General features: G+C 33.0%; 24 protein-coding genes. 13 read left to right on the forward strand and 11 right to left on the reverse strand.

Annotation, left to right across the window (positions count from 1 at the left end; all coding sequences use genetic code 11):
- The first annotated feature begins 127 nt into the window (after positions 1 to 127).
- Genes ACFO5O_RS07730 through ACFO5O_RS07750 form a run of 5 tightly spaced genes read left to right on the forward strand, consistent with a single transcriptional unit; the run spans position 128 to position 4072 of the window.
- Entirely contained in the window at positions 128 to 1078 is a 951-nt protein-coding gene (locus ACFO5O_RS07730) for an isopenicillin N synthase family dioxygenase (RefSeq protein ID WP_387962531.1), read from the forward strand.
- Positions 1079 to 1083: 5 nt separating this feature from the next.
- The gene (locus ACFO5O_RS07735) at positions 1084 to 1413 is read left to right on the forward strand and encodes a translation initiation factor (protein WP_387962532.1); all 330 of its coding nucleotides are present in this window, start codon (positions 1084 to 1086) and stop codon (positions 1411 to 1413) included.
- A 4-nt stretch (positions 1414 to 1417) separates the two neighbouring features.
- Positions 1418 to 2359 carry a DUF1835 domain-containing protein gene (locus ACFO5O_RS07740; RefSeq protein ID WP_387962534.1) on the forward strand — a complete coding sequence of 314 codons (942 nt, stop codon included), beginning with the start codon at positions 1418 to 1420 and terminating at the stop codon, positions 2357 to 2359.
- Positions 2349 to 3221, forward strand: a complete 873-nt coding sequence (locus ACFO5O_RS07745) for a nucleoside phosphorylase (protein ID WP_387962536.1) — start codon at positions 2349 to 2351, stop codon at positions 3219 to 3221. Before ACFO5O_RS07740 ends, ACFO5O_RS07745 begins: the two co-directional genes overlap by 11 nt.
- Positions 3218 to 4072, forward strand: a complete 855-nt coding sequence (locus ACFO5O_RS07750; protein ID WP_387962538.1) for a substrate-binding domain-containing protein — start codon at positions 3218 to 3220, stop codon at positions 4070 to 4072. The genes ACFO5O_RS07745 and ACFO5O_RS07750 overlap by 4 nt, the downstream gene beginning before the upstream one ends.
- A gap of 266 nt (positions 4073 to 4338) precedes the next feature.
- Here ACFO5O_RS07750 and ACFO5O_RS07755 read toward each other — a convergent pair whose 3' ends face one another.
- Entirely contained in the window at positions 4339 to 5007 is a 669-nt protein-coding gene (locus tag ACFO5O_RS07755) for a uracil-DNA glycosylase (RefSeq protein ID WP_387962660.1), read from the reverse strand.
- Positions 5008 to 5126: 119 nt separating this feature from the next.
- Here ACFO5O_RS07755 and ACFO5O_RS07760 point away from each other — a divergent pair, with 119 nt between their 5' ends.
- Positions 5127 to 7292, forward strand: a complete 2166-nt coding sequence (locus tag ACFO5O_RS07760) for an endonuclease MutS2 (RefSeq protein WP_387962540.1) — start codon at positions 5127 to 5129, stop codon at positions 7290 to 7292.
- Entirely contained in the window at positions 7289 to 7705 is a 417-nt protein-coding gene (locus ACFO5O_RS07765; protein WP_387962541.1) for a thiol-disulfide oxidoreductase DCC family protein, read from the forward strand. Before ACFO5O_RS07760 ends, ACFO5O_RS07765 begins: the two co-directional genes overlap by 4 nt.
- Before the next feature lie 291 nt (positions 7706 to 7996).
- Here the strand turns inward: ACFO5O_RS07765 and ACFO5O_RS07770 are convergent, their stop codons facing one another.
- The 4 genes from ACFO5O_RS07770 to aroC all read right to left on the reverse strand — a co-directional run bounded on the left by ACFO5O_RS07770 (position 7997) and on the right by aroC (position 11789).
- The gene (locus ACFO5O_RS07770; protein ID WP_387962543.1) at positions 7997 to 8335 is read right to left on the reverse strand and encodes a hypothetical protein; all 339 of its coding nucleotides are present in this window, start codon (positions 8333 to 8335) and stop codon (positions 7997 to 7999) included.
- Between the two features lie 2 nt (positions 8336 to 8337).
- On the reverse strand, positions 8338 to 9168 hold the full coding sequence (locus ACFO5O_RS07775; protein ID WP_387962544.1) for a sulfurtransferase: 831 nt from the start codon (positions 9166 to 9168) through the stop codon (positions 8338 to 8340).
- Positions 9169 to 9171: 3 nt separating this feature from the next.
- Positions 9172 to 10617 carry a dicarboxylate/amino acid:cation symporter gene (locus ACFO5O_RS07780; RefSeq protein ID WP_387962546.1) on the reverse strand — a complete coding sequence of 482 codons (1446 nt, stop codon included), beginning with the start codon at positions 10615 to 10617 and terminating at the stop codon, positions 9172 to 9174.
- Positions 10618 to 10727: 110 nt separating this feature from the next.
- The gene (gene aroC / locus ACFO5O_RS07785) at positions 10728 to 11789 is read right to left on the reverse strand and encodes a chorismate synthase (protein WP_387962548.1); all 1062 of its coding nucleotides are present in this window, start codon (positions 11787 to 11789) and stop codon (positions 10728 to 10730) included.
- 345 nt (positions 11790 to 12134) lie between these two features.
- On the opposite strand from aroC, the gene ACFO5O_RS07790 reads away from it, so the two are divergent.
- Entirely contained in the window at positions 12135 to 12614 is a 480-nt protein-coding gene (locus ACFO5O_RS07790) for a hypothetical protein (RefSeq protein WP_387962550.1), read from the forward strand.
- A gap of 55 nt (positions 12615 to 12669) precedes the next feature.
- Here ACFO5O_RS07790 and ACFO5O_RS07795 read toward each other — a convergent pair whose 3' ends face one another.
- Entirely contained in the window at positions 12670 to 13059 is a 390-nt protein-coding gene (locus ACFO5O_RS07795) for an acyl-CoA thioesterase (RefSeq protein WP_387962552.1), read from the reverse strand.
- Positions 13060 to 13192: 133 nt separating this feature from the next.
- Between ACFO5O_RS07795 and ACFO5O_RS07800 the strand changes: the two genes are divergently transcribed.
- From ACFO5O_RS07800 to ACFO5O_RS07810, 3 genes are all read left to right on the forward strand, one after another.
- On the forward strand, positions 13193 to 13804 hold the full coding sequence (locus tag ACFO5O_RS07800; protein ID WP_387962553.1) for a dioxygenase family protein: 612 nt from the start codon (positions 13193 to 13195) through the stop codon (positions 13802 to 13804).
- A 198-nt stretch (positions 13805 to 14002) separates the two neighbouring features.
- On the forward strand, positions 14003 to 14407 hold the full coding sequence (locus ACFO5O_RS07805) for a glyoxalase (RefSeq protein ID WP_387962555.1): 405 nt from the start codon (positions 14003 to 14005) through the stop codon (positions 14405 to 14407).
- Between the two features lie 4 nt (positions 14408 to 14411).
- Positions 14412 to 14858 (forward strand): transcription elongation factor, encoded by a 447-nt coding sequence (locus ACFO5O_RS07810; RefSeq protein WP_387962556.1) that lies wholly within the window; start codon positions 14412 to 14414, stop codon positions 14856 to 14858.
- On the opposite strand, the gene ACFO5O_RS07815 is transcribed toward ACFO5O_RS07810, so the two are convergent.
- Positions 14851 to 15528, reverse strand: coding sequence for a DUF2461 domain-containing protein (locus tag ACFO5O_RS07815; protein ID WP_387962557.1), 678 nt, complete (start codon positions 15526 to 15528; stop codon positions 14851 to 14853). The genes ACFO5O_RS07810 and ACFO5O_RS07815 overlap by 8 nt on opposite strands.
- Positions 15529 to 15964: 436 nt before the next feature.
- Positions 15965 to 17035, reverse strand: a complete 1071-nt coding sequence (gene corA / locus ACFO5O_RS07820) for a magnesium/cobalt transporter CorA (RefSeq protein WP_387962559.1) — start codon at positions 17033 to 17035, stop codon at positions 15965 to 15967.
- 217 nt (positions 17036 to 17252) lie between these two features.
- Here corA and ACFO5O_RS07825 point away from each other — a divergent pair, with 217 nt between their 5' ends.
- Together ACFO5O_RS07825 and ACFO5O_RS07830 are read left to right on the forward strand one after the other, a co-directional pair.
- The gene (locus ACFO5O_RS07825; RefSeq protein WP_387962560.1) at positions 17253 to 17477 is read left to right on the forward strand and encodes a hypothetical protein; all 225 of its coding nucleotides are present in this window, start codon (positions 17253 to 17255) and stop codon (positions 17475 to 17477) included.
- Positions 17478 to 17574: 97 nt separating this feature from the next.
- A complete protein-coding gene (locus tag ACFO5O_RS07830; protein ID WP_387962561.1) occupies positions 17575 to 18012 on the forward strand; it encodes a hypothetical protein in 438 nt (145 codons plus the stop codon).
- A 20-nt stretch (positions 18013 to 18032) separates the two neighbouring features.
- Here ACFO5O_RS07830 and ACFO5O_RS07835 read toward each other — a convergent pair whose 3' ends face one another.
- From ACFO5O_RS07835 to pfkA, 3 genes are all read right to left on the reverse strand, one after another.
- Positions 18033 to 18893: an N-acetylglucosamine kinase gene (locus ACFO5O_RS07835; protein ID WP_387962563.1), complete on the reverse strand. Its 861-nt coding sequence runs from the start codon at positions 18891 to 18893 to the stop codon at positions 18033 to 18035.
- Between the two features lie 64 nt (positions 18894 to 18957).
- Positions 18958 to 19959 carry a type I glyceraldehyde-3-phosphate dehydrogenase gene (gap, locus tag ACFO5O_RS07840; RefSeq protein ID WP_387962565.1) on the reverse strand — a complete coding sequence of 334 codons (1002 nt, stop codon included), beginning with the start codon at positions 19957 to 19959 and terminating at the stop codon, positions 18958 to 18960.
- 16 nt (positions 19960 to 19975) lie between these two features.
- Entirely contained in the window at positions 19976 to 20962 is a 987-nt protein-coding gene (pfkA, locus tag ACFO5O_RS07845) for a 6-phosphofructokinase (RefSeq protein ID WP_387962567.1), read from the reverse strand.
- Positions 20963 to 20997: the final 35 nt, after the last annotated feature.

A 20997-nucleotide genomic window follows, 5' to 3' on the forward strand; every position in this document is an offset into this window, starting at 1 on the left:
CAAATGTAAATAAAATTGATATACTATTACCTACTCTAAACTTTTTTTAGACCAAATGAACTTTCAGATTTTAACAATGTTTTTCCCTACATTTGTATATTCAACCTCGATTTAAAAGTTAAACAAAATGAATATAATACCAAGTGTGAATCTTCATGATTTTATTTCTGGAGATCCAATTAAGAAGCAAAAATTTATAGATGAGATTGGCAAGGCCTATGAAGAAATAGGTTTTGTGGCCTTAAAGGGGCATTTTTTAGATGATCAGCTTGTAGATGATCTCTATAGTGAAGTTAAAAATTTTTTTAATTTACCTGTTGAGGTAAAACAAAAATATGAAATACCAGGTATAGGAGGGCAACGCGGTTATGTGTCTTTTGGAAAAGAAAGTGCTAAAGGCAAAAAAGAAGGCGACCTGAAAGAGTTTTGGCATTTTGGGCAATACGTAGAAAACAATCCAAAATTAGAAGCCGAGTATCCAGCTAATGTTATTGTTGAGGAACTCCCTGAATTTAATGAAGTTGGAAAAGAGGCGTATCGTATGTTGGAAAAAACGGCTAAATACGTATTAAGGGCACTCGCATTACACTTAAATCTTGAAGAAACCTATTTTGATAAATATATCCACAATGGAAATTCAATATTAAGACCTATCCATTATCCGCCTATTTTGGAAGAACCCAAAGAAGCTGTACGAGCAGCAGCTCATGGTGATATTAACCTCATTACTTTATTAATGGGTGCACAAGGGCGAGGCTTACAAGTTCAAAACCATAAAGGAGAATGGATAGATGCGATTGCTGATCCAGATGAATTAATGATCAACGTTGGCGACATGCTATCTAGACACACCAATAACAAGCTAAAATCGACTATTCATAGAGTAATAAACCCTCCAAGAGAACTCTGGGGAACATCACGCTATTCTATACCGTTTTTCATGCATCCAATTAGTGAAATGAAATTAAATGTGTTAGAAAGTTGCATTGATGAAGAAAACCCAAAGCAATATGAAGATATAACTGCTGGTGAATTTTTGCATGAACGACTGGTTGATTTAGGATTAATTAAAAAATAATACCCATGGATTTGCAGGATCAGCTTAAAAAATTGTTCCCCGACTATATTTCTGAAGAGGCAGAAGAAGTAAACGAAGAAAAAGATGCCATTTGGATGCAGGATGACCCCATTATTTGTAAATATGAAAAGCGCAAAGGAAAACCAATCACCATTTTGGAAGGTTATACTGGAGCCACAGATGACTTTAAAGCTTTAGCTAAAGAACTTAAGCAAACTTTAAGTGTAGGCGGAAGCTTTAAAGATGATAAGATTATTATTCAAGGGGATTACAGAGACAAGATCATGCAATTATTAAAAGCAAAAGGGTTTAATGTTAAGCGTGTAGGAGGTTAATATTATGGCAGAAAAGTCGCTTCATATCACTAATGGCAATAGCCTCACCAAATATCTTAAAGAATTGAATATTGAAGGCGGCTTTTTAACATGGCAGGAAATGTTGTGTGAAGGTCCCACTGAAGCCAATATAGATAGCGATTCATTTATTAATAAACGTAAAACCTTCCTAAACGATTATTACGATATCGAAATTAACGAGTCTGAATACATCACTGAAATAAGAGATTTAGACAACTTAAGTGGTTATTCCGAAGTTGTTTTATGGTTTGAATATGATTTATTTTGCCATATCAATCTTGTTGCCGTTATTAGTTTGCTTCAACAAAAGAAAGTTCAACTTCCTCTATATTTGGTGTGTAGTGGCCGAATAACCGGAGAAAAAAACTTAAAAGGATTATCAGAATTAAGTTCAAGCCAATTATTTCATCATTATCGTAAAAAAATAAAGCTGAAGCCAGAAGATATTGATTTAGCAGAAACCATCTGGAAAACTTATTGTGGTAAAGATCACAACCTTTTTAAACATTACATAACTAAAAAATCATCCTTTAAGTATTTGTCAAATTGCTTGAAAGCTCATTTGGAGCGGTTTCCTGATCAAAAAAGTGGACTTAATATTTTAGAAGGAAATATTTTAAAGATCATTAAAGATAATCATATTAAATCGAAACATCATTTATTAGGATATGCGCTTAATTATCAAGGCTATTATGGCTTTGGAGATGTGCAGTTATCCCGAATCATTGATAAATTGTCTATATTTTATAATGAGGAAAACGAAAAAATCACATTAAACAGAGAAGGTCATGAAGCTTTAATCGCACAGCATAATTTTGCTGTTGAAATTGGTGACAACATGCCTTTTGGTGGTGTTAACCGACTCGATTTCCAATTTAGTAAAGAAAAAAATAGACTTGTAAAAACAGTAATTAATGCCCATTAAAGCTTCAGAACTTATACTAAATCCTGACGGAAGTATTTATCACCTCAATTTACGACCCGAGCACCTAGCTAAAACAATTATAACTGTAGGTGATCCAGATAGAGTTGAACAAGTAACCCAACATTTTGACAAAATCGAATTTAGACTTCAAAAACGCGAATTTCATACTCAAACAGGAACGTATAAAGGTCATCGTATTACGGTAATTTCAACAGGAATAGGTACTGATAATATCGATATCGTTCTGAATGAACTTGATGCTCTGATAAATATTGATTTTGAAAGCAGAGAGCTTAAAAGTAGCCTTACGTCATTGGATATTATTAGAATTGGTACATCAGGATCTATTCAAACTAATGTCCCTGTAGACTCTTTTTTAATTAGTGAAATGGCCGTAGGCTTTGATAGTTTATTGCATTTTTATGACAGTGAAGGCATTCAGATTTCAAATATTTCTGAGGCCTTGATTAAACATACTAATTGGTCTAGGTCAAAGTCAAAACCTTATGTGGTTTCCTGCAATCAGGAACTCAATGAAAAATTTCATTCAAATCAGACTTTAAAAGGTTTTACGGCAACCAATGTGGGGTTTTATGGTCCTCAAGGTCGGGTTTTGCGTCTTGCTATTCAAGACAATCAGCTTAATGAGAAACTCGCAAGTTTTGATTACTATGGTCACAGGATCACAAATCTTGAAATGGAAACAGCTGGTATTTATGGACTTTCTCAACTTTTAGGGCATAGAGCAATTTCTTTGAATGCCATAATAGCGAATAGATCAACAGGTGAATTTAGTTCAAACCCACAAAAAGTGGTTAATGATTTGATTGACTATACTCTTAAAAAAATTGTAGGACAATGAAAATAGTGAATATTGGAGGTGTACCAGAACATTTTAATTTGGCTTGGTATCTTACTTTAAAAGATGGTGCTTATAAAAGGGAAGGAATTAATTTAAGATGGCGTGATTATCACGGCGGTACTGGCGATATGTGTCAAGCTTTGAGAGATGAAAGTATCGATATGGCTGTAATACTTACAGAAGGGATTGTTAAAGATATCATTGAAGGAAATCCTAGCACCATTGTACAAACCTTTGTGAAGTCACCATTAATTTGGGGAATCCATGTCGCAAAAAATTCAGAGTATCAGTCTATTGAAGAATTAAAAGGAACAAAAGCTGCGATAAGCCGTTTTGGATCAGGTTCACACCTCATGGCATATATCAATGCTCAAAATCATGATTGGAACTTAAATAGAGACTTAAAATTTGAAGTTATTAATAATCTCGATGGCGCTGTAGATGGGTTAACAAATGCAACTGCCGATTATTTTATGTGGGAAAAATTCACCACTAAACCTTTAGTTGATTCTGGGACTTTTAGAAGAATTGGCAATTGCCCTACTCCGTGGCCTTGTTTTGTTATTGCAGTAAGAAATGATTTTTTAAACGAACATGCCGATGATGTTAAGACTATTTTAAATATTATTAATAACACAACTTTAGAATTTAAAGAAATCCCAAGTATCGACAAAACCATTGCTAATAGATACAATCAAAAACTCGAAGATGTACAAGAATGGCTATCTCTAACTGAATGGTCGCAATCTAATATCAACAAAAACACACTTGAAAATGTACAGCAAAAACTTCTTGATCTCGACATTATTTCACAAAAAATAGCTTATGAAAGTTTAGTTTTAAACTTGTAAATCATTGTGTTTAAATGTGTTATTTTATCGATGAAATGAATATTTTTAAGATTTTTTTAAGGATTTTTAAATAAAATTATTATTTTTGGCCTAACCCAAACGCCAAAAGTATTGGCATAAATTTAGTTTTATGATTTTGACCATTACCCTGATTCTTACTGTTTTAATTGCGCTTAACTTTATTTTATTATTCACTAGTTGTAACAAAACCCCTAAAAGAAAGGTTACCCAACGACCACACATTGTAAAAAAAGATATGGGTGTTGTTATGACCAATCAACTACCTCCATCCCAGCTTGCTGCAACAGGAAGTTAGTTTTACTAAAGTGTTTATTTCCAAACCAATAACCTCTATTGGCACTTAATGGCGATGGATGTCCAGAAGTAAGTAGATGGTGTTTTTGACTATTAATTAATTTTGCTTTTTGTTTTGCGAAGCCTCCCCAAAGCAAGAATACTACACTATTTTTTTGATCGCTAATTGTTTTTATAACCTGATCTGTAAAACGTTCCCAACCCTTATTTTGATGACTTCCTGCACTATTAGCTTTAACTGTTAATGTTGCATTGAGTAGTAAAACTCCTTGTTTGGCCCATCGTTCTAAATTACCTGATTGTGGATAAGGTAAGTCCATATCACTTTGTATTTCTTTAAAAATATTGATTAATGAAGGTGGATGCGATAGGCCATCATTAACCGAAAAACACAAACCGTTAGCTTGTCCTTCTCCATGATAAGGATCTTGACCAATAATTACAACCTTTAAATCATCAAATGAGCACCAATCAAAAGCAGCAAAAATTTGTTTCCCATTTGGGTAGCACTTGTGTTTTGAGTATTCTTCCTTTACAAATTTTGCTAATTGTACAAAGTACGGTTTCTCAAACTCACCTTTCAATTTAGATTTCCAATTGTCGTTTATGTTTACCTCCATATAATTTCTAGAAACTATTGCATGAATTGCAAAATAGTACATTCTATTTTATCTTCAGCCATCATTAAAAGTAAAAATCATTATTTACCTTTGTCATTAAGGTTTCAGGAGATTTCTAAATGATAAATATTCACGAGAAAACATTACAGGATATAGAGTTTTATGACGTTCTAGATCAAATTGCGGAGTATTGCATAACCGATCTGGGAAAAACTGAAGTTCAAAATATTCGACCGATAAAACTAAAAGAGCAGTTATTTAATGATTTGCAACTAACCAATGAATATTTATCTTCTTTTGATAATGATAATCGAATTCCGAACCATGGTTTTGAACCTATCACAAAAGAATTAAAGCTTTTAAAGATTGAAAATTCAAGTTTAGAAACCCACAGTTTTAAAAAGATAGTTTCTATTTCAGTTACTGTTAATGAAATCTTGAAAAGCTTAAAATCTTTTGAAGAGTATTATCCAAATTTACTGCTTTTTACAGGTGATTTAAATGTAACAACAGTCCTAATCGATGAAATTAATTTAATTGTAGATAGATTTGGAGATGTAAAGGATAGTGCTTCACAAGAATTGACTAATATTCGTCAGACCATCAATATAACCAAAGGAAAAATCAATCAGAGCTTTGCTACGGCTTTGCATAGTTATATTGGACTCGATTATTTAGACGATATAAGAGAGTCAGTGTTAGAGAACAAACGTGTTCTTGCAGTGAAGGCCATGTATCGTCGTAAAGTGAAAGGAAACATTCTTGGTAGCAGTAAAACAGGTAGCATTGTTTACATACAGCCTGAAACTACATTTAAATATTCTAGGGAGCTCAACAATTTGGAATTTGAGGAACAAGAAGAGGTTTCAAAAATTCTGAAGTCTTTGACAGAATTTACACGACCGTATTTAAACTTGCTAAAACACTATCAATCATTTTTAACCCAACTCGATGTTATTTATGCGAAATCAAAATATGCGCAAGCCATTAATGGCCTTTTGCCTAATATTAATGATGACAAACACTATGAAGTAAAGGATGCCTATCATCCACTTCTATTAACTTCCAACCTAAAGCAAAAATTAAAAACCTATCCGCAGTCTATCACTCTACATCCAGAACAACGCATTATTGTGATTTCTGGACCCAATGCAGGCGGTAAAAGTATTACTTTAAAAACTATTGGTCTGCTACAGGTGATGCTACAAAGCGGCATATTAATTCCTGTACATGAGCGAAGTACAGTTTGTTTATTCGATCGAATTATAAGTGATATAGGTGATAATCAATCTATTGAAAATCATTTAAGCACATATAGTTATAGGTTAAAACAAATGAACTACTTTTTGAAAAAGTGTAATAAAAACACGTTGTTTCTTATAGATGAATTTGGAACAGGAAGTGATCCAGAACTCGGTGGGGCTTTGGCGGAAACCTTTTTGGAAGAATTTTATCATCGTGAAGCCTATGGTATTATTACCACACATTATTCTAACTTAAAGATTTTAGCAAATGAACTGCCATATATGCAAAACGCTAATATGATGTTTGATGAAAAGAGTCTTGAACCAATTTACAAATTGGTATTAGGGCAAGCAGGTAGTTCGTTCACTTTTGAAGTTGCCCAAAAAAATGGAATTCCATATAGTTTAATAAATAGAGCCAAAAAGAAAATTGAACGTGGCAAAGTTAGATTTGATGCAACTATAGCCAAATTACAAAAGGAACGTTCAAAACTTGAAAAAACAGAGCAATCCTTAAAATTAAACGAACGTAAAAAGCAGTCAGAAGCTGATAAACTTGAAGAAATCAATGCTAAAATTCAAAAGAAATTAGAAAGTTATCAGGAGTTGTACGACAGCAATCAGCGATTAATTTATTTAGGGCAAAAGATTAATGATTTGGCAGAAAGCTATTTTGAAAACAAACAAAAGCGTGAATTGTTAAATGAATTCTTTAAAATAGTTCAAATAGAAAACTCTAAACGTAAAAAAGTTTCAGCTAAACAAAAAAAGGCAACAAAAGCTCATGAAACAAAGGTAAAACGTGAAGCCGATAAAAAGGTAGAAGTTATACGGAAAAACAAAAAAGCCGCTAAAATTAAAGCGATAGAGCCTATAAAACCTAAACCAACTTTAAAGGTTGGGGACCGTGTGCGTTTGGAGGATGGACGCGCTGTTGGCAATATTGATAAAATTGAAAAAAATAAAGCTGTTGTTAATTATGGAATGTTTACGACTAATGTAAGTATAGATCAGTTAGAATTGGTGGAATCAAAAAAATGATAAATCTTCCAAAATATAAACAACTTATTTTATTCGATGGTGTTTGCAATTTGTGCAATGCTTCTGTGCAGTACATAATTAAGCACGATAAAAAGGATGCATTCAGGTTTGCGGCACTGCAAAGTACTATTGGACAGCAACTTATTAAGGAATTCAAAATAGATCAAACAAAAACAGACTCGATACTTCTTATGTCAAATAAAATGGACTTAAGTTATAAATCTACCGCAGCATTAAAAATTGCCTCAAAATTGGGCTACCCAAGAAATTTAATGGCGTTTTTTCTAATCGTTCCGCCATTCCTTAGAAATTGGGTATATGATTATATTGCCAAAAACAGATATAAATGGTATGGCAGGCGTGATGAATGTATGATACCAACACCGGAAATACAATCAAAATTCTTGAATTAAAAAAGCCCTTGGACAGGGCTTTTATAAATTAACAACTAATTAAAAACTAATTTAACTCTAAAAAAATCACTTATGATTATAAGTGCATTTATATTGATTAATAGCAAATTATTTTATATAGTAAAGATAGTTAAACGGCAAAGCCTTATTTAATAATATCGATGTATGGCTGTAAATATTTGTTAAACTCAAACGAATTGTAAAAATACTCCGTGTAATACATTATTTAACATACTGATAAATAAGTAGTTGTAATAATATAATAAGGAGTATTAAAGTGAAATAAACTATTTATTTTCCAGAATTCAGCAATCGTTCTAAGCCTCTATACATGTTTTGTTCTAAAAGATCGAATTCGCCATCAGCAAAGAATAATAGCTTGATATCTGCAAATAATAGGCTTAAATCATCCTTTGAATAGTTGTAAGTATCAAGGCCTTTTATAATTTTTTGAATACTTTGATAATCGTTATCCCCTTCAAATTCGTGATGGATTTTTTGAAAGGATTGCATATCAACTTTAGAAATGATAACATTCTTTTCGTGATTAGATTCGGTGAAATTTGAATGCGCTGCAAATAACAGAATATATGCCACTAACTCATCTTTTGTCCACTTAACTTGTTCCATAGTTATGCTTCTACTAAAGTCCCCCATTCTGTCCATGAACCATCATACACAGAAATATTATTATATCCAGTTAACTCTGCGCCCAAAGCCAAAACGCAAGCAGTAATTCCAGAGCCACATGAAAAGGTAATGTGATCAGAAGTTTTAGCCACAGTATTAAAAATGTTCAGTAATTCAGCTTCTGATTTAAATATTCCGTTATTGAGTAATTCTTCAAAAGGAAGATTTTTTGAATTCGGAATGGTTCCGCTTCGCAGTCCTTTTCGAGGTTCTGGTTCTGTACCATTAAAACGGCCTCTAGATCGTGCATCAACTATGATGTGTTTAGCATCAACCGATTCTTTTTTAACATCATCAAAAAACTTCATCAAGTTAGGTTGTAATTTAGCAGTAAAATCACCTTTTGTTGTAGGTGAATCATGTTTAGCTTCAACCGGATATTTTGCAGTGGTCCAAGCAGGTAAACCACCATCAAGAACAGCTACATTGTGATGCCCAAACGCCTTGAATAACCACCATACTCTTGGACTAGAATAAATGCCTTTATCATCATAAATAACAATTGCGCTGTTACTATAGACGCCAAGTTTTCTGGCTTCATTTTGAAACTGGTCTAATGAAGGAAAGGTTGTTGGAAAGGGCGCACTGTTATCACTAAATTTATTTTTTAAATCAAAAAAACGTGCGTTTGGAATTTGAACCTCATTGGCGTCATTTGTATCATCACCTGTTACTTTAGGTATTGATGCATCTAAAATGACAAGATTCGAAGCATCTAAATGTTGCTCTAACCATGTAACCGATACCAGTGGTTTGTTAATTGTAGTATTCATTGTTTAAGAATCCAATTCAAACGTCTCTGTAGGATCTTTTGCTTCTTGATAATTAAGCATCTTCTCACCATCAGCAATAATCGTACATACTGTTGCATCTCCTGTAACATTAACTACCGTTCTAAACATGTCTAAAATTCGGTCAACAGGAAATATAATGGCAATCCATGCTGGATTCAATCCTACCGAATCCAAAACGATAATAAGCATTACCAATCCGGCACTAGGAACTGCTGCAGAACCTATTGATGCTAAAGTTGTAGTTAAAACTACCGTTAATTGTTGTCCAATAGTTAAATCGATCATGTGTAATTGAGCAAGAAAAACAACGGCTATAGCTTGATATAAACTTGTACCATCCATATTGACGGTAGCCCCAATTGGCAATACAAAACTGCTAATTTTTTTATCTACACCAAGATTATGTTCAACACATTCCATGGTTACTGGTAATGTAGCTGCACTGCTCGATGTTGAAAACGCCAAAGTTTGTGCTGGCCCCATAGCTTTGAAAAAACCTACATAAGGAATTTTCTTAACAAAGGCCTTTAAAATGGAAGGATAAGCTAAAAATATCATTAATAATAATCCAGCTAAAACCGTTAACGAATACCAACTTAATCCTTTAAATATTTCGACCACTTTTCCAATGTCATTTCCAGCCATTTTACTTACAACACCAGCTAAAAGAGCGAACACGAAGAATGGAGCAGCCTGCATGACTAAATCAACCATTTTAAGAAAGACTTCATTTATACTATCTACTAAAGTCACTACTGGTTGAGATTTGTCATTTGGTATAAAAAGTAAACAGACTCCAAAAAATATAGCAAAAAATATAATTTGTAACATTAGACCATTACTAGATAGTGCGAAAAAGAAATTATCAGGTACAATATCCACTAAAGGCTGCAGCGGAGTGGTTTCTTTTTGTTTATTGGCCTTATCGAGTTTATCGGCAACAGACACCTCTTTTAAATCATTTTTAGTTAGCTCTGTTATTTCTTGAGCACGTTTCATGTAAGCAGGGTCCTTAAGGTAATTGATACCATCCTTAATCTCGTAACCTTGCGAAGACGCCCATATTTCGTAGTTAATACGATTATCTATTCGACTTTGTTTATCTATGAGTTTGCCTGGCTTTACGGTGTTTACCAAAAGCAATCCTAATGAAATCGCCATTACCGTAGTGAGTAAGTAAATCAGTAAGGTCTTTCCCCCCATTCTACCCAAACTTTTAGGGTCCCCAATATTTGCTACACCACTAATAATCGAGAACAACACCAATGGTACGGCAATAAGTTTTAAAAGGTTAATGAAAATAGTGCCGAATGGGTCTATCCAATTGATGGTAAATGAACTCCATCCCATAAAGCTAGAAAGAAGAGCCCAAATGATACCCAGTACCATTCCAATGATAATTTTCCAGTGTAATGCTAGTTTTTTCATATGTTTAATATATATCCCTTTTAAAACAGGAGTTTTTAATGTATAATAGCCCCGATTGTAGCGGCATCCTTTTTACAAGGTAAAAAGATACAGCGAAAAGCGGGAAATAGCTACTGATATATTTTATTCTGCAAATAGTAATCTGCAATGACCAACGCTGCCATAGCCTCAACTATTGGCACGGCTCTTGGCACAACGCATGGATCATGGCGTCCTTTACCTTGCATCTCCACAATGGCTCCTGAAGCATCTAAAGCATCTTGCTTTTGAATAATAGTAGCAACTGGTTTAAAGGCTACCCGAAAGTAAATATCCATGCCATTTGAAATTCCGCCTTGGATTCCACCTGAAAGGTTAGTTTTTGTTGAGCCATCTTCATTAAACAAGTCGTTATGCTCACTTCCTTTCATCATGGCGCCGCAAAAACCACTCCCGTACTCAAAGCCTTTTACGGCATTAATAGATAGCATAGCTTTACCAAGTTCGGCGTGTAATTTGTCAAAAACAGGTTCTCCAAGTCCGATTGGTACATTCTGGATAACACAGGTTACTGTACCTCCAATAGTTTCACCCTGTTTTCTAATTTCCTTTATCTTATCTATCATTTTGTTAGCGAGCTCATCATCTGGGCAACGCACAGTATTAGCTTCGGTTTTAGTAAAATCTAATTCTTGATAGGGTTTATCCAGAAAAATATCACCAACTGAAGACGTAAATGCATTGATTTTAATAGAGTTTATAAGTTGTTTTGCTATTGCTCCGGCCACTACTCTACTAGCTGTTTCGCGAGCAGAGCTACGTCCGCCACCACGATAATCGCGAAGGCCATATTTTTTTTGATAGGTATAATCGGCATGACTAGGTCGGTAAACGTCCTTAATATGCGAATAATCCTTTGACTTTTGGTTGGTATTATGAATAGTGAAGCCAATTGGAGTTCCGGTTGTTTTTCCTTCGAATATACCCGATAAAAACTCTACGGTATCAGGTTCTTTACGTTGTGTTACGATTTCGGACTGCCCTGGTTTTCTTCTATTTAATTCATTTTGAATGGCTTCAAAATCCAATTCTAAACCTGCTGGGCAACCGTCAATTATACCTCCTATTGCTATACCATGAGACTCACCAAATGTGGTGAGTTTAAATAATTTTCCAAAGGAATTTCCTGCCATACTTGAATATTTTGTGCTAAAGTAATTTTATTATTAGAGAAACAAAAATTGAATTCAACAAAGACTATAGAATTTTGTTAATATATGCTGTATTCATAAGAAGTCGAATCCAATAAAGAAGATCACTTATTTTCTAGTATGTCAATGTTTAAAACGAGCTTTTTCAACTTAAAAATTAACTGAAACATCCAATTCATACAAATCATTCGTAAATATGACTGAAAAGTAACAATTTTATTTAAATTTAAATTATTAATCCAATTTTAACATAACATTTACGTTATAGTCTGTAGTAAAATTAGTGTTAATTGTAATTTTGTTAAAATTCTAAAAACTTAAAAATTTATGAAAAATTTATTTCTATTAGCTATTACTTTATTTGGCTTTACAGCTTTTACTCATGCGCAAGATATTTCGCCTAACGCACTAGGTTTGAGACTTGGTGATAGTGATGGTTTTGGAGCAGAAGTTTCCTACCAAAGAGGTTTAGGAGATAACAATCGTTTAGAGTTTGATTTAGGTTGGAGAAGCGGGAATTATTATGATGGATTTAAATTAGCCGGATTATACCAATGGGTTTGGAATATTGATGGTGGATTTAATTGGTACGCTGGTGTTGGTGGCGGTGTTGGTTCATACAGTTTTGACAATAATTTTAATCATGATGACGAAACTTTTGTATTTGCCGCTGGAGATATAGGAATTGAATATGATTTTGATATTCCGTTATTAATATCTTTAGACTTTAGACCAGAATTAGGTTTTGGAAGCTATAGAGATGATGTTGATTTTGACATTGCTTTAGGTATACGATACCAATTTTAATCCTATTAAAATAAAACTAAAAAAGCACCTTAATAAGGTGCTTTTTTTATACATACTATTCTTCTATTCTATCTTTTACGTATTCTACAGTTGTTTTGCCATGAGGTTTTGGCTTTCCATCATCACCTAAATTAACCATAATTATATTATCAACGGTTAGAATCGTTTCTCTAGTCATTTTATTACGAGCTTCGCATTTTAAAGTTAAGGAGGATTTACCAAATTTTATCACCTCAATACCAATTTCAATAATATCACCTTGCTTCGCTGAACTCATAAAGTTGATTTCAGAAATATATTTGGTTACTATTCTTGTGTTTTCTAATTGGATAATGGTATATAAAGCGGCTTCTTCATCAATCCAAGCTAATAAACGTCCCCCAAAGAGAGTTTGATTAGGATTTAAGTCTTCTGGTTTAACCCATTTTCTGGTATGGAATCTCATAAATATATTTTTTTCAAAGATTATCATTTAAAAGATACTTTAAAAATCCTGTTAATATTTTTCTAAACTTTTCTTAAACACTACAATGCGAAAGTATAATTGTAATATCTTAAGACTTTATTTAATTGTCATTATGGTTAGACCTTTATACTTAAGTTTATTAATTCTGTTGTTTTGTTCTTGTGCTGAAAGCCAAACCAAGCTTATAGGTGGTCCTTGTGAAGGTTGCGAGGCCATTTATGAATATGGTACTAAAGCTTTAAAAGCAATTGATACTATTCCAGGATTTAAAGAAAGTTCGAATAAAATCAAGATTAGTGGTACTGTATATAAAGTTGATGGTAAAACACCTGCTAAAGACGTGATTTTGTATATTTATCACACCAATAGCAAAGGTATTTACCCTTCCAATAGCGGTTCAAAAGGATGGGAAAGGCGCCATGGTTATATGCGCACCTGGTTAAAAACAGATGCTCAAGGAAGTTATACATTTTACACAAGCCGTCCAGCATCTTACCCTAATGCTACCATCCCACAACATATTCATATAACAGTTAAAGAGCCAGATAAAAATGAATATTATATTGAAGATATCTATTTTTCAGATGATCCATATTTAACTTCCAATATTAAAAATCGGGCGCAACCAAGAGGTGGTAAAGGTGTTGTTTCATTATCTGGGTCGGGAAAAATTAAAGAAGCACAAAGAAACATTGTTTTAGGGTTACACATACCTAATTATTAATAAAAACGGCTTCAATTATTCGTAAAGTTTTGTCGATTTTCAAAAGCTACTTAATTTGAATTTTATCTCCTATTTGTACTGGAATAATTGAAACATTCGTCAAAATTTTAGTTTAAATGTTAATAACCCGGTTAACAACATATAAAAGCATGGCTTTATAGGCTATACTTAATTTTTATTTTTAGTAAAATTTAAGCCATGACTGATCGAACTACAAACCTCAATCACATTCGTCCTGTAATCACTTCTGCTTTAATTTATGATACTATGAGTGATGACGAACGTTTTCAAAATGCTACTTTACGTCCAGTAATCAAGTTTCAAAACGAATTATTAATTTCTGTTTTCAAAAATTATATTGCAAAGCATAAAAATGTGTTTTATGAACTATCTTTGCCAAAACAATTGGACTATATTGAAAATGCCATTCATAAAGACATGAAGTTCAGAAACTCACTAAAAGGAATGGTCATAGGTCAATTTACAATTGAAGAATATGAGATCTACATCAAAAACTCTTCTGCTCTAAATAAACGTATGATGAGTCTTGTAAAAGATCGATTAATTGATCACATTCAACTTATAGTGCCTAAAGTGGCATAGCTTTATGAGTATAAAACAAGAACTTCTACAGGTTTGTTTAGACCATGTAAACAAACGTATTTACAATTATAAACAAGAAATAGAAACTATAAAAGAGTCCATTGAAAGTAATGACAAAAGTACCGATGAAGATGATGATTCTGGTCATGGTAAACTTTTAAATGATCTCGAGAAAAATATGATTCACCTTGCTGATGCTAACAAAATGTTGGATATGTTGAGCCTCATTAACCCAAAACTTAAGAATGATAAGGCCGTACTTGGTAGTTTGATATCTACCCAAAGCACTGCCTTTTTTTTATCAGTAAGTGTTGGTAAAATAGATTTGGAGCATGGAACCTATTTTGCAATTTCATTGCAATCCCCAATAGGTGCATTATTAAAAAACAAAGAAGTTGGTGAGCATATTAATTTTAATGGAACCGATTATACCATCAATTCAATTATATAGTTGATTCTCCATTTAAATTTGTAGTGAGTACAGCACTCATATAATCAAAAAAGGGTCTGATAGCTTTAAAAGAATTATTAACGTCTTCTAAAAAGGTATCAGAAAGCACTTCTAAATCAGAATATTTTTTAGTAAAAATGTATTGCTTCTTCCTGATGAGATCAATTGCAGGATGATTTTTATCAAAATCTCTTGGTGCTGTTTTAAGTTCGTCACCAACAAACTCGCCCCAAACCGATTTAAAGGATTTATCATTGACAATAGTTCTAATTTCGGAATCATCAATTTCAAATTCTTTTCTAATTCGGTATAAATCATCACTATTGGGTTCCCAAAAACCTGTTGCAATAAAAGACTCATTATTAGGAGCAATATGCAAATAATAACCACCTCTTAATTCTGGCTTTTTTCTATGATATGATCCGCCAAAATGAGTTTTATAGGGTAATTTGTTTTTAGAAAATCTAACGTCTCTATAAATCCTGAACATTTTAAATTGATCAACATCATCGTGAGCTTTTAGCATTTCAAACAAATGTTTATAAGCCATTTTTACTTCGGCCTCAATGGTTTTGAATTCTTTTTTGTGTTCATTAAACCAATCTCGATCATTATTTTTTTCTAGCCGATTAAAAAAATCTAAAACATTTTTTGAGATTTTAATACTCATTTTTTCAATTTTTGGTTGACTCTAAAATACAAAAAAGCCCTAAAGATTTAGGGCTTTTATATAAACATTATGATTTATTATTCAGAATCTGATGAAGAAAAGGTTTTGATAACAATTTTGCCTTTTTCTTTGTCATAATATTCATAAACAAAATTTCCTTCTGCATCAAAATATAACTTTTTGAACCTTAAAAAAGATCAAAGATTTTTTTGCCTAAAACATTACAGTGAAAGTTTCTTAATTTTTGATAATAGATATGGTAATTGGCCATTAATTTATTAAGTTCGACTACTACTGGCAACAGTTTTTCATCTTGCATGTCCAAAGAGCTCATTGTTTAAGTATATAGTTTGTTATTAGGTTTGTATACAATATAGCCTATGGACTACAAGGCAAATGTCAAGTGATTTAACATGCTTTAATAACTTAAATTATGTTAAAGCCATTTCTTTCTTCTAAAATAAATTAACATAAAAATGAAGAGAACTATCATTACACCCCAAAGAATAAAATAGCTGTATTCATAATGTAGTTCAGGGATATGGTCAAAATTCATCCCGTAAATCCCGGCAATAAACGTTAGTGGAATAAAGATAGTTGCAATAATGGTAAGTACTTTCATTACTTCATTCATTTTATTGCTTATTATGGTCATATGCATATCCATTAAACTCCATACCATTTCACGATATAAATCAACCGATTCACTAACTTGAACGATGTGATCATATAAGTCTCTAATAAAGCTGTGGGTTTTTTGATGAATTATATGACCTTCAATTTTTTCCAATTTATTAACTACTTCTCTAAAAGGCAGTATTGATCTTCTAATTTTTAAGATTTCCGATTTTAACTCTTGAATTTGAATCGGCGTATTTTGATTATCTGAATTTCCATTGAATATTCCGGCTTCTAGATCTTCAATACGGTCACCACTGGCCTCAATGACTGAAAAATATTGGTCCACAACGGCATCAAGTATTGTGTACATTAAATAGTCTGAAGCTAATGACCTTATTCTACCTTTTCCATGTGAAATCCGTTCTCTTAAATCATCAAAAACGTCGCCATCAGCTTCTTGAAATGTTAGAACATAATTTTTTCCAACCACCATACTAACGTGTTCATAGTTTAAAGATTCATCCTGTTTAAAAAAAACCATTTTAAAAACAATAAAAAGGTAGTTTTCAAACTCTTCTATTTTTGGCCTTTGATTGGTGTTTACAATATCTTCTAAAGTTAAGGGGTGCAAATTATAGTGTGTCCCCAATGTTTCAATCTCTTGCAGATTATTAAGTCCATTAATATTAATCCAAGTGATATGGCTAGTGATATCAAAGTTAAAAGCATCAGCAACACTTTTAGATTCAAATTTTTTATAGTCTTCTTTATTATAAGAGATAACTTCAACAAAAGTTTCTTCTGATTGCTTCTTTCCTCGGTAAGCCATTGTACCTGGAGAAAGGTTTTTGGTTTTATATGACTTTTTTTTCTTTTTAGATTTCATTTATAGTTGCTTTTATGAAATAATTCGAAATTATATGGGTTTTCATAAAAATATAAACTTTTTATATAGTAAGGCTCAATTATACCATAAGATTTTATAATTGTAGAGTACATCAAATTGTAAAATGAATGTATATATTTGCGCAAAATTATTTAGGACTTGCATTTTGAATATATTTTCAGTAATATGCAAGTTTAATTCTTCAATACAACTATTCATGGGAAGACCTCCAACAAGACCGATAAAATTTAGAGACGGATTTTATATAGAGATTCGAAATAAAGGTAAGGCTACAGGTATAAAAATTCACAGAGACACTAAAGATCAAATGTTGAGGACTATTAAAGAGTACGAGCAAACAAAAGATGTCATTATATTAGGTGAATCCAAAAATGGAAAATGGGTGAATAAGACCCCGGTTTTACATGTTGTGGAAGATTAATCGTTTTTTTGTAGAATATTCTTTTTCTTTAAGTTTATTGAACCATTAGTTTTAATTTTCATAAATTGTTGTGTTTTTACTAACTAACTTACAATTTATGACTTCAATTTCTTCTTCAAAACCACCTTTTTGGTATTGGATTGTATGTGCAATAGCACTGATCTGGAATGGTATGGGTGTTATGCAATATTTAGGACAAGCTTACAATACCGATGCTTTTCGTGGGCAATATACAACAGAGCAATTAGAACTTTTAGCTGACACACCTGCTTGGGTAACTGCCGCTTTTGCTTTGGCAGTTTTTGCAGGAGTTACTGGTGCGTTGGCTCTACTTTTAAGAAAAAAACTGGCCTACCATTTATTATTGATTTCTCTTTTAGCAGTAATGGCACAAATGGTTTACAATTTATTCATAATTGATTCTATAGCTATTTATGGACCAGGAGCTGCTACGATGACTGCTATGGTTATATTGTTTGCAATCTTATTACTTTGGTTTTCTAAAAAAGCTATTGCAAAAGGTTGGATTTCGTAAGCGACAAATTCCAATTGAACTTATAAATCTTTAGTATGATATGAGACAAGACCTTCAATTGGGCGCCGTTCAAAATTACCGGTTGCAAACTTAAATTCTTGAGCTATTTCCTTAATTTCATTTTGGGCAAAAAAGGCTATTGAACCTGCAAAATGTACAGGAACAGTTTTTAGTTCTTCGGCATATTGAAGAATCATATTCTTAGAAAAGAGTCGTATGCCCTTTTTTATTAATTCTTTTATATAGTTAGAATCCTTGTATAAAAACATAAATTCAGCAAAAGTTGCCAAATAAGCATTTGGATTGGGTTGCTTATAAAGATTATATTTTATAAAATCAGGTTCTAAATTATAGCGATCTGCAAAAGCCACTTTAATCTCTTCTGGCATATGGTTGAAGTAATAATCCCTGATTAGCTCTTTGCCATAATAATTTCCACTAGCCTCATCCATTAAGGTATAACCTAATGACTTAACCCTTTGATGTAACTTTTCACCGTCATAGTAGCTACAATTAGATCCTGTACCCATTATACAAACTACTGCAGCTTCGTCATCATGGTTAAGCGTCGCACGTACAGCAGCCATAGTGTCTTCTGTGACTTCTATGTGAGCATTTAAGAAAATAGATTGAAGTACTTCGGCAAGCATAAGCCGTGGCTTTTCGGTTCCGCAACCTGCACCGTAAAAAAACAAGTGAGTGACTTCAGATTTAATTTGCATTAATTCTTCACTCTTGCTAATTATTTTATTCAGCTTTTTTTCTTTAAGAATGGCAGGATTAAGACCTTGAGTTCTTATTTTTTCGAGAAGCTGTTTACCATTACTATCTACAGCCATCCAATCACATTTGGTGGAGCCGCTATCTACAATTAATATCATAAAATTCAGAGATAATGTTCAGTGGCCATATAATATTCCACAACCACTGAACATTTAATTGTTGTTATAAAGAATGTACTTTTTGAGCAAGGTCCACTAATTTATTGGAATAGCCAAACTCGTTATCATACCAAGATACTACCTTAAAGAATCTAGAATTCAATTCAATTGCAGCTTCGGCATCAAAAATACTTGTACGTGCATCACTTACAAAATCTTGAGATACAACAAGTTCATCAGTATAGCCTAATACACCTTTCATTTTTCCTTCTGAAGCAGTCTTAAATGCCTTTTTAATTTCTTCTAATGAAGTTTCTTTTTTAGTTCTAAAAGTTAAATCTACAACCGATACATCAGCCGTAGGTACTCTAAAAGCCATACCTGTAAGCTTTCCATTTAATTCTGGAATAACTTTACCTACAGCTTTTGCTGCTCCAGTAGATGCTGGAATAATGTTCAACAAGGCACTTCTACCACCTCTCCAGTCTTTTTTTGATGGACCATCAACCGTTAATTGAGTGGCAGTTGTTGCATGAACAGTTGTCATTAATCCTTCTTCAATCCCGAAGTTATCCTCTAATACTTTTGCTAAAGGTGCTAAACAGTTGGTAGTACATGAAGCGTTTGACACAATGGTGTCTGTTGATTTAAGTTTGTCATCATTAACACCCATCACAAACATTGGAGCGTTTGCACTTGGCGCTGAAATAACTACTTTTTTTGCACCAGCTTGAATATGATAATCTGCAGTTTCTAAAGTTGTGAAAATACCAGTACACTCTGCTACAATATCTGCTCCAGCTTCATCCCATTTTAAATTTTTAGGATCTCTTTCTGCCGTAATTCTCACTTTTTTACCATTCACTATAAGATGCCCATCTTTTACTTCAATGGTTCCATTGAATCTTCCATGTACTGAATCATATTCTAATAGGTATGCTAAATGCTCAACATCTAATAGGTCGTTAATTGCTACAACGTCTACATCTGGTCTGTCTAATGTTGCTCTAAAAACAATTCTTCCTATTCTTCCAAATCCGTTAATTCCTAACTTTAATTTTGTCATGATTTTTTATTTAATGTTATGTGGTCATAATATCTGACACACGTAGTAATTCTTTATCTATTTTTGACTGGCCTTTAATAGCCTGATCTAATGGCGTTAAAGCCATTTTGTCATTTAATAATCCTACCATATAATTGGTTTGTCCTTCCAGAAGGCTTTCTACAGCTTTCACTCCCATTCTACTAGCCAATACACGATCAAAACAAGATGGTGATCCTCCTCGTTGCATATGACCAAGTACTGAAACTCGCACTTCATATTCGGTCATGTTTTCTTCAACGTAATCTTTAAGTTCAAATACATTTTTACCAATTTTGTCGCCTTCTGCAACAACAACAATACTTGAAGACTTCCCTGAACGTTTACTACGTCTTAAAGACTCGAGTAATCGATCTAAACCTAAATTCTCTTCAGGTATAAGGATTTCCTCTGCTCCTGCTCCAACACCAACATTTAATGCAATATGACCAACATCACGCCCCATAACCTCGACGAAAAACAATCGATTATGCGAACTCGCCGTATCTCTGATTTTATCAATAACTTCAACAACAGTATTTAGTGCCGTGTCATAACCTAAAGTATGGGTAGTTCCAAAGATATCATTATCAATTGTACCCGGAATTCCCATTACTGGAAAACCAAATTCTTGATTAAAAATCATGGCTCCCGTGAACGATCCATCTCCACCAATAACAACTAATGCGTCAATATTTTGTTCCTTTAATTTTTCGTAGGCAATTTTACGGCCTTCAGCTGTTCTAAATTCTTTTGATCTGGCCGATTTTAGTATAGTTCCTCCTTTATTGATAATGCCTTTCACACTTCGAGCATTCATTTCTTTAAAATCACCTTCGATCATACCTTCATATCCGCGATAAATTCCAACACAATCAACATGGTAATAAGCACATGTTCGTACAACAGAACGTATGGCAGCATTCATTCCTGGAGAGTCACCACCAGAGGTCATCACACCTATTTTTTTAATGCTTTTTGACATAGTTTTTCAATTTGAAAAAGTAAAACTAATAAACT

It is taken from the genome of Geojedonia litorea (assembly GCF_042654525.1).
GTDB classification, from domain to species: Bacteria; Bacteroidota; Bacteroidia; order Flavobacteriales; family Flavobacteriaceae; genus Geojedonia; species Geojedonia litorea.

Bases quoted from the DNA above. Each gene is read 5' to 3' on its own strand.
- ACFO5O_RS07770 (WP_387962543.1), bottom strand. From the start codon at position 8,335: ATGGAACAAGTTAAGTGGACAAAAGATGAGTTAGTGGCATATATTCTG.
- ACFO5O_RS07765 (WP_387962541.1), top strand. From the start codon at position 7,289: ATGATAAATCTTCCAAAATATAAACAACTTATTTTATTCGATGGTGTT.
- ACFO5O_RS07730 (WP_387962531.1), top strand. From the start codon at position 128: ATGAATATAATACCAAGTGTGAATCTTCATGATTTTATTTCTGGAGAT.
- ACFO5O_RS07805 (WP_387962555.1), top strand. From the start codon at position 14,003: ATGACTGATCGAACTACAAACCTCAATCACATTCGTCCTGTAATCACT.
- gap (WP_387962565.1), bottom strand. From the start codon at position 19,959: ATGACAAAATTAAAGTTAGGAATTAACGGATTTGGAAGAATAGGAAGA.
- ACFO5O_RS07815 (WP_387962557.1), bottom strand. From the start codon at position 15,528: ATGAGTATTAAAATCTCAAAAAATGTTTTAGATTTTTTTAATCGGCTA.
- pfkA (WP_387962567.1), bottom strand. From the start codon at position 20,962: ATGTCAAAAAGCATTAAAAAAATAGGTGTGATGACCTCTGGTGGTGAC.
- ACFO5O_RS07800 (WP_387962553.1), top strand. From the start codon at position 13,193: ATGGTTAGACCTTTATACTTAAGTTTATTAATTCTGTTGTTTTGTTCT.
- ACFO5O_RS07775 (WP_387962544.1), bottom strand. From the start codon at position 9,168: ATGAATACTACAATTAACAAACCACTGGTATCGGTTACATGGTTAGAG.
- ACFO5O_RS07740 (WP_387962534.1), top strand. From the start codon at position 1,418: ATGGCAGAAAAGTCGCTTCATATCACTAATGGCAATAGCCTCACCAAA.
- ACFO5O_RS07830 (WP_387962561.1), top strand. From the start codon at position 17,575: ATGACTTCAATTTCTTCTTCAAAACCACCTTTTTGGTATTGGATTGTA.
- ACFO5O_RS07750 (WP_387962538.1), top strand. From the start codon at position 3,218: ATGAAAATAGTGAATATTGGAGGTGTACCAGAACATTTTAATTTGGCT.
- ACFO5O_RS07735 (WP_387962532.1), top strand. From the start codon at position 1,084: ATGGATTTGCAGGATCAGCTTAAAAAATTGTTCCCCGACTATATTTCT.
- ACFO5O_RS07760 (WP_387962540.1), top strand. From the start codon at position 5,127: ATGATAAATATTCACGAGAAAACATTACAGGATATAGAGTTTTATGAC.
- corA (WP_387962559.1), bottom strand. From the start codon at position 17,035: ATGAAATCTAAAAAGAAAAAAAAGTCATATAAAACCAAAAACCTTTCT.
- ACFO5O_RS07790 (WP_387962550.1), top strand. From the start codon at position 12,135: ATGAAAAATTTATTTCTATTAGCTATTACTTTATTTGGCTTTACAGCT.
- ACFO5O_RS07810 (WP_387962556.1), top strand. From the start codon at position 14,412: ATGAGTATAAAACAAGAACTTCTACAGGTTTGTTTAGACCATGTAAAC.
- ACFO5O_RS07745 (WP_387962536.1), top strand. From the start codon at position 2,349: ATGCCCATTAAAGCTTCAGAACTTATACTAAATCCTGACGGAAGTATT.
- ACFO5O_RS07795 (WP_387962552.1), bottom strand. From the start codon at position 13,059: ATGAGATTCCATACCAGAAAATGGGTTAAACCAGAAGACTTAAATCCT.
- ACFO5O_RS07835 (WP_387962563.1), bottom strand. From the start codon at position 18,893: ATGATATTAATTGTAGATAGCGGCTCCACCAAATGTGATTGGATGGCT.
- aroC (WP_387962548.1), bottom strand. From the start codon at position 11,789: ATGGCAGGAAATTCCTTTGGAAAATTATTTAAACTCACCACATTTGGT.
- ACFO5O_RS07780 (WP_387962546.1), bottom strand. From the start codon at position 10,617: ATGAAAAAACTAGCATTACACTGGAAAATTATCATTGGAATGGTACTG.
- ACFO5O_RS07755 (WP_387962660.1), bottom strand. From the start codon at position 5,007: ATGGAGGTAAACATAAACGACAATTGGAAATCTAAATTGAAAGGTGAG.
- ACFO5O_RS07825 (WP_387962560.1), top strand. From the start codon at position 17,253: ATGGGAAGACCTCCAACAAGACCGATAAAATTTAGAGACGGATTTTAT.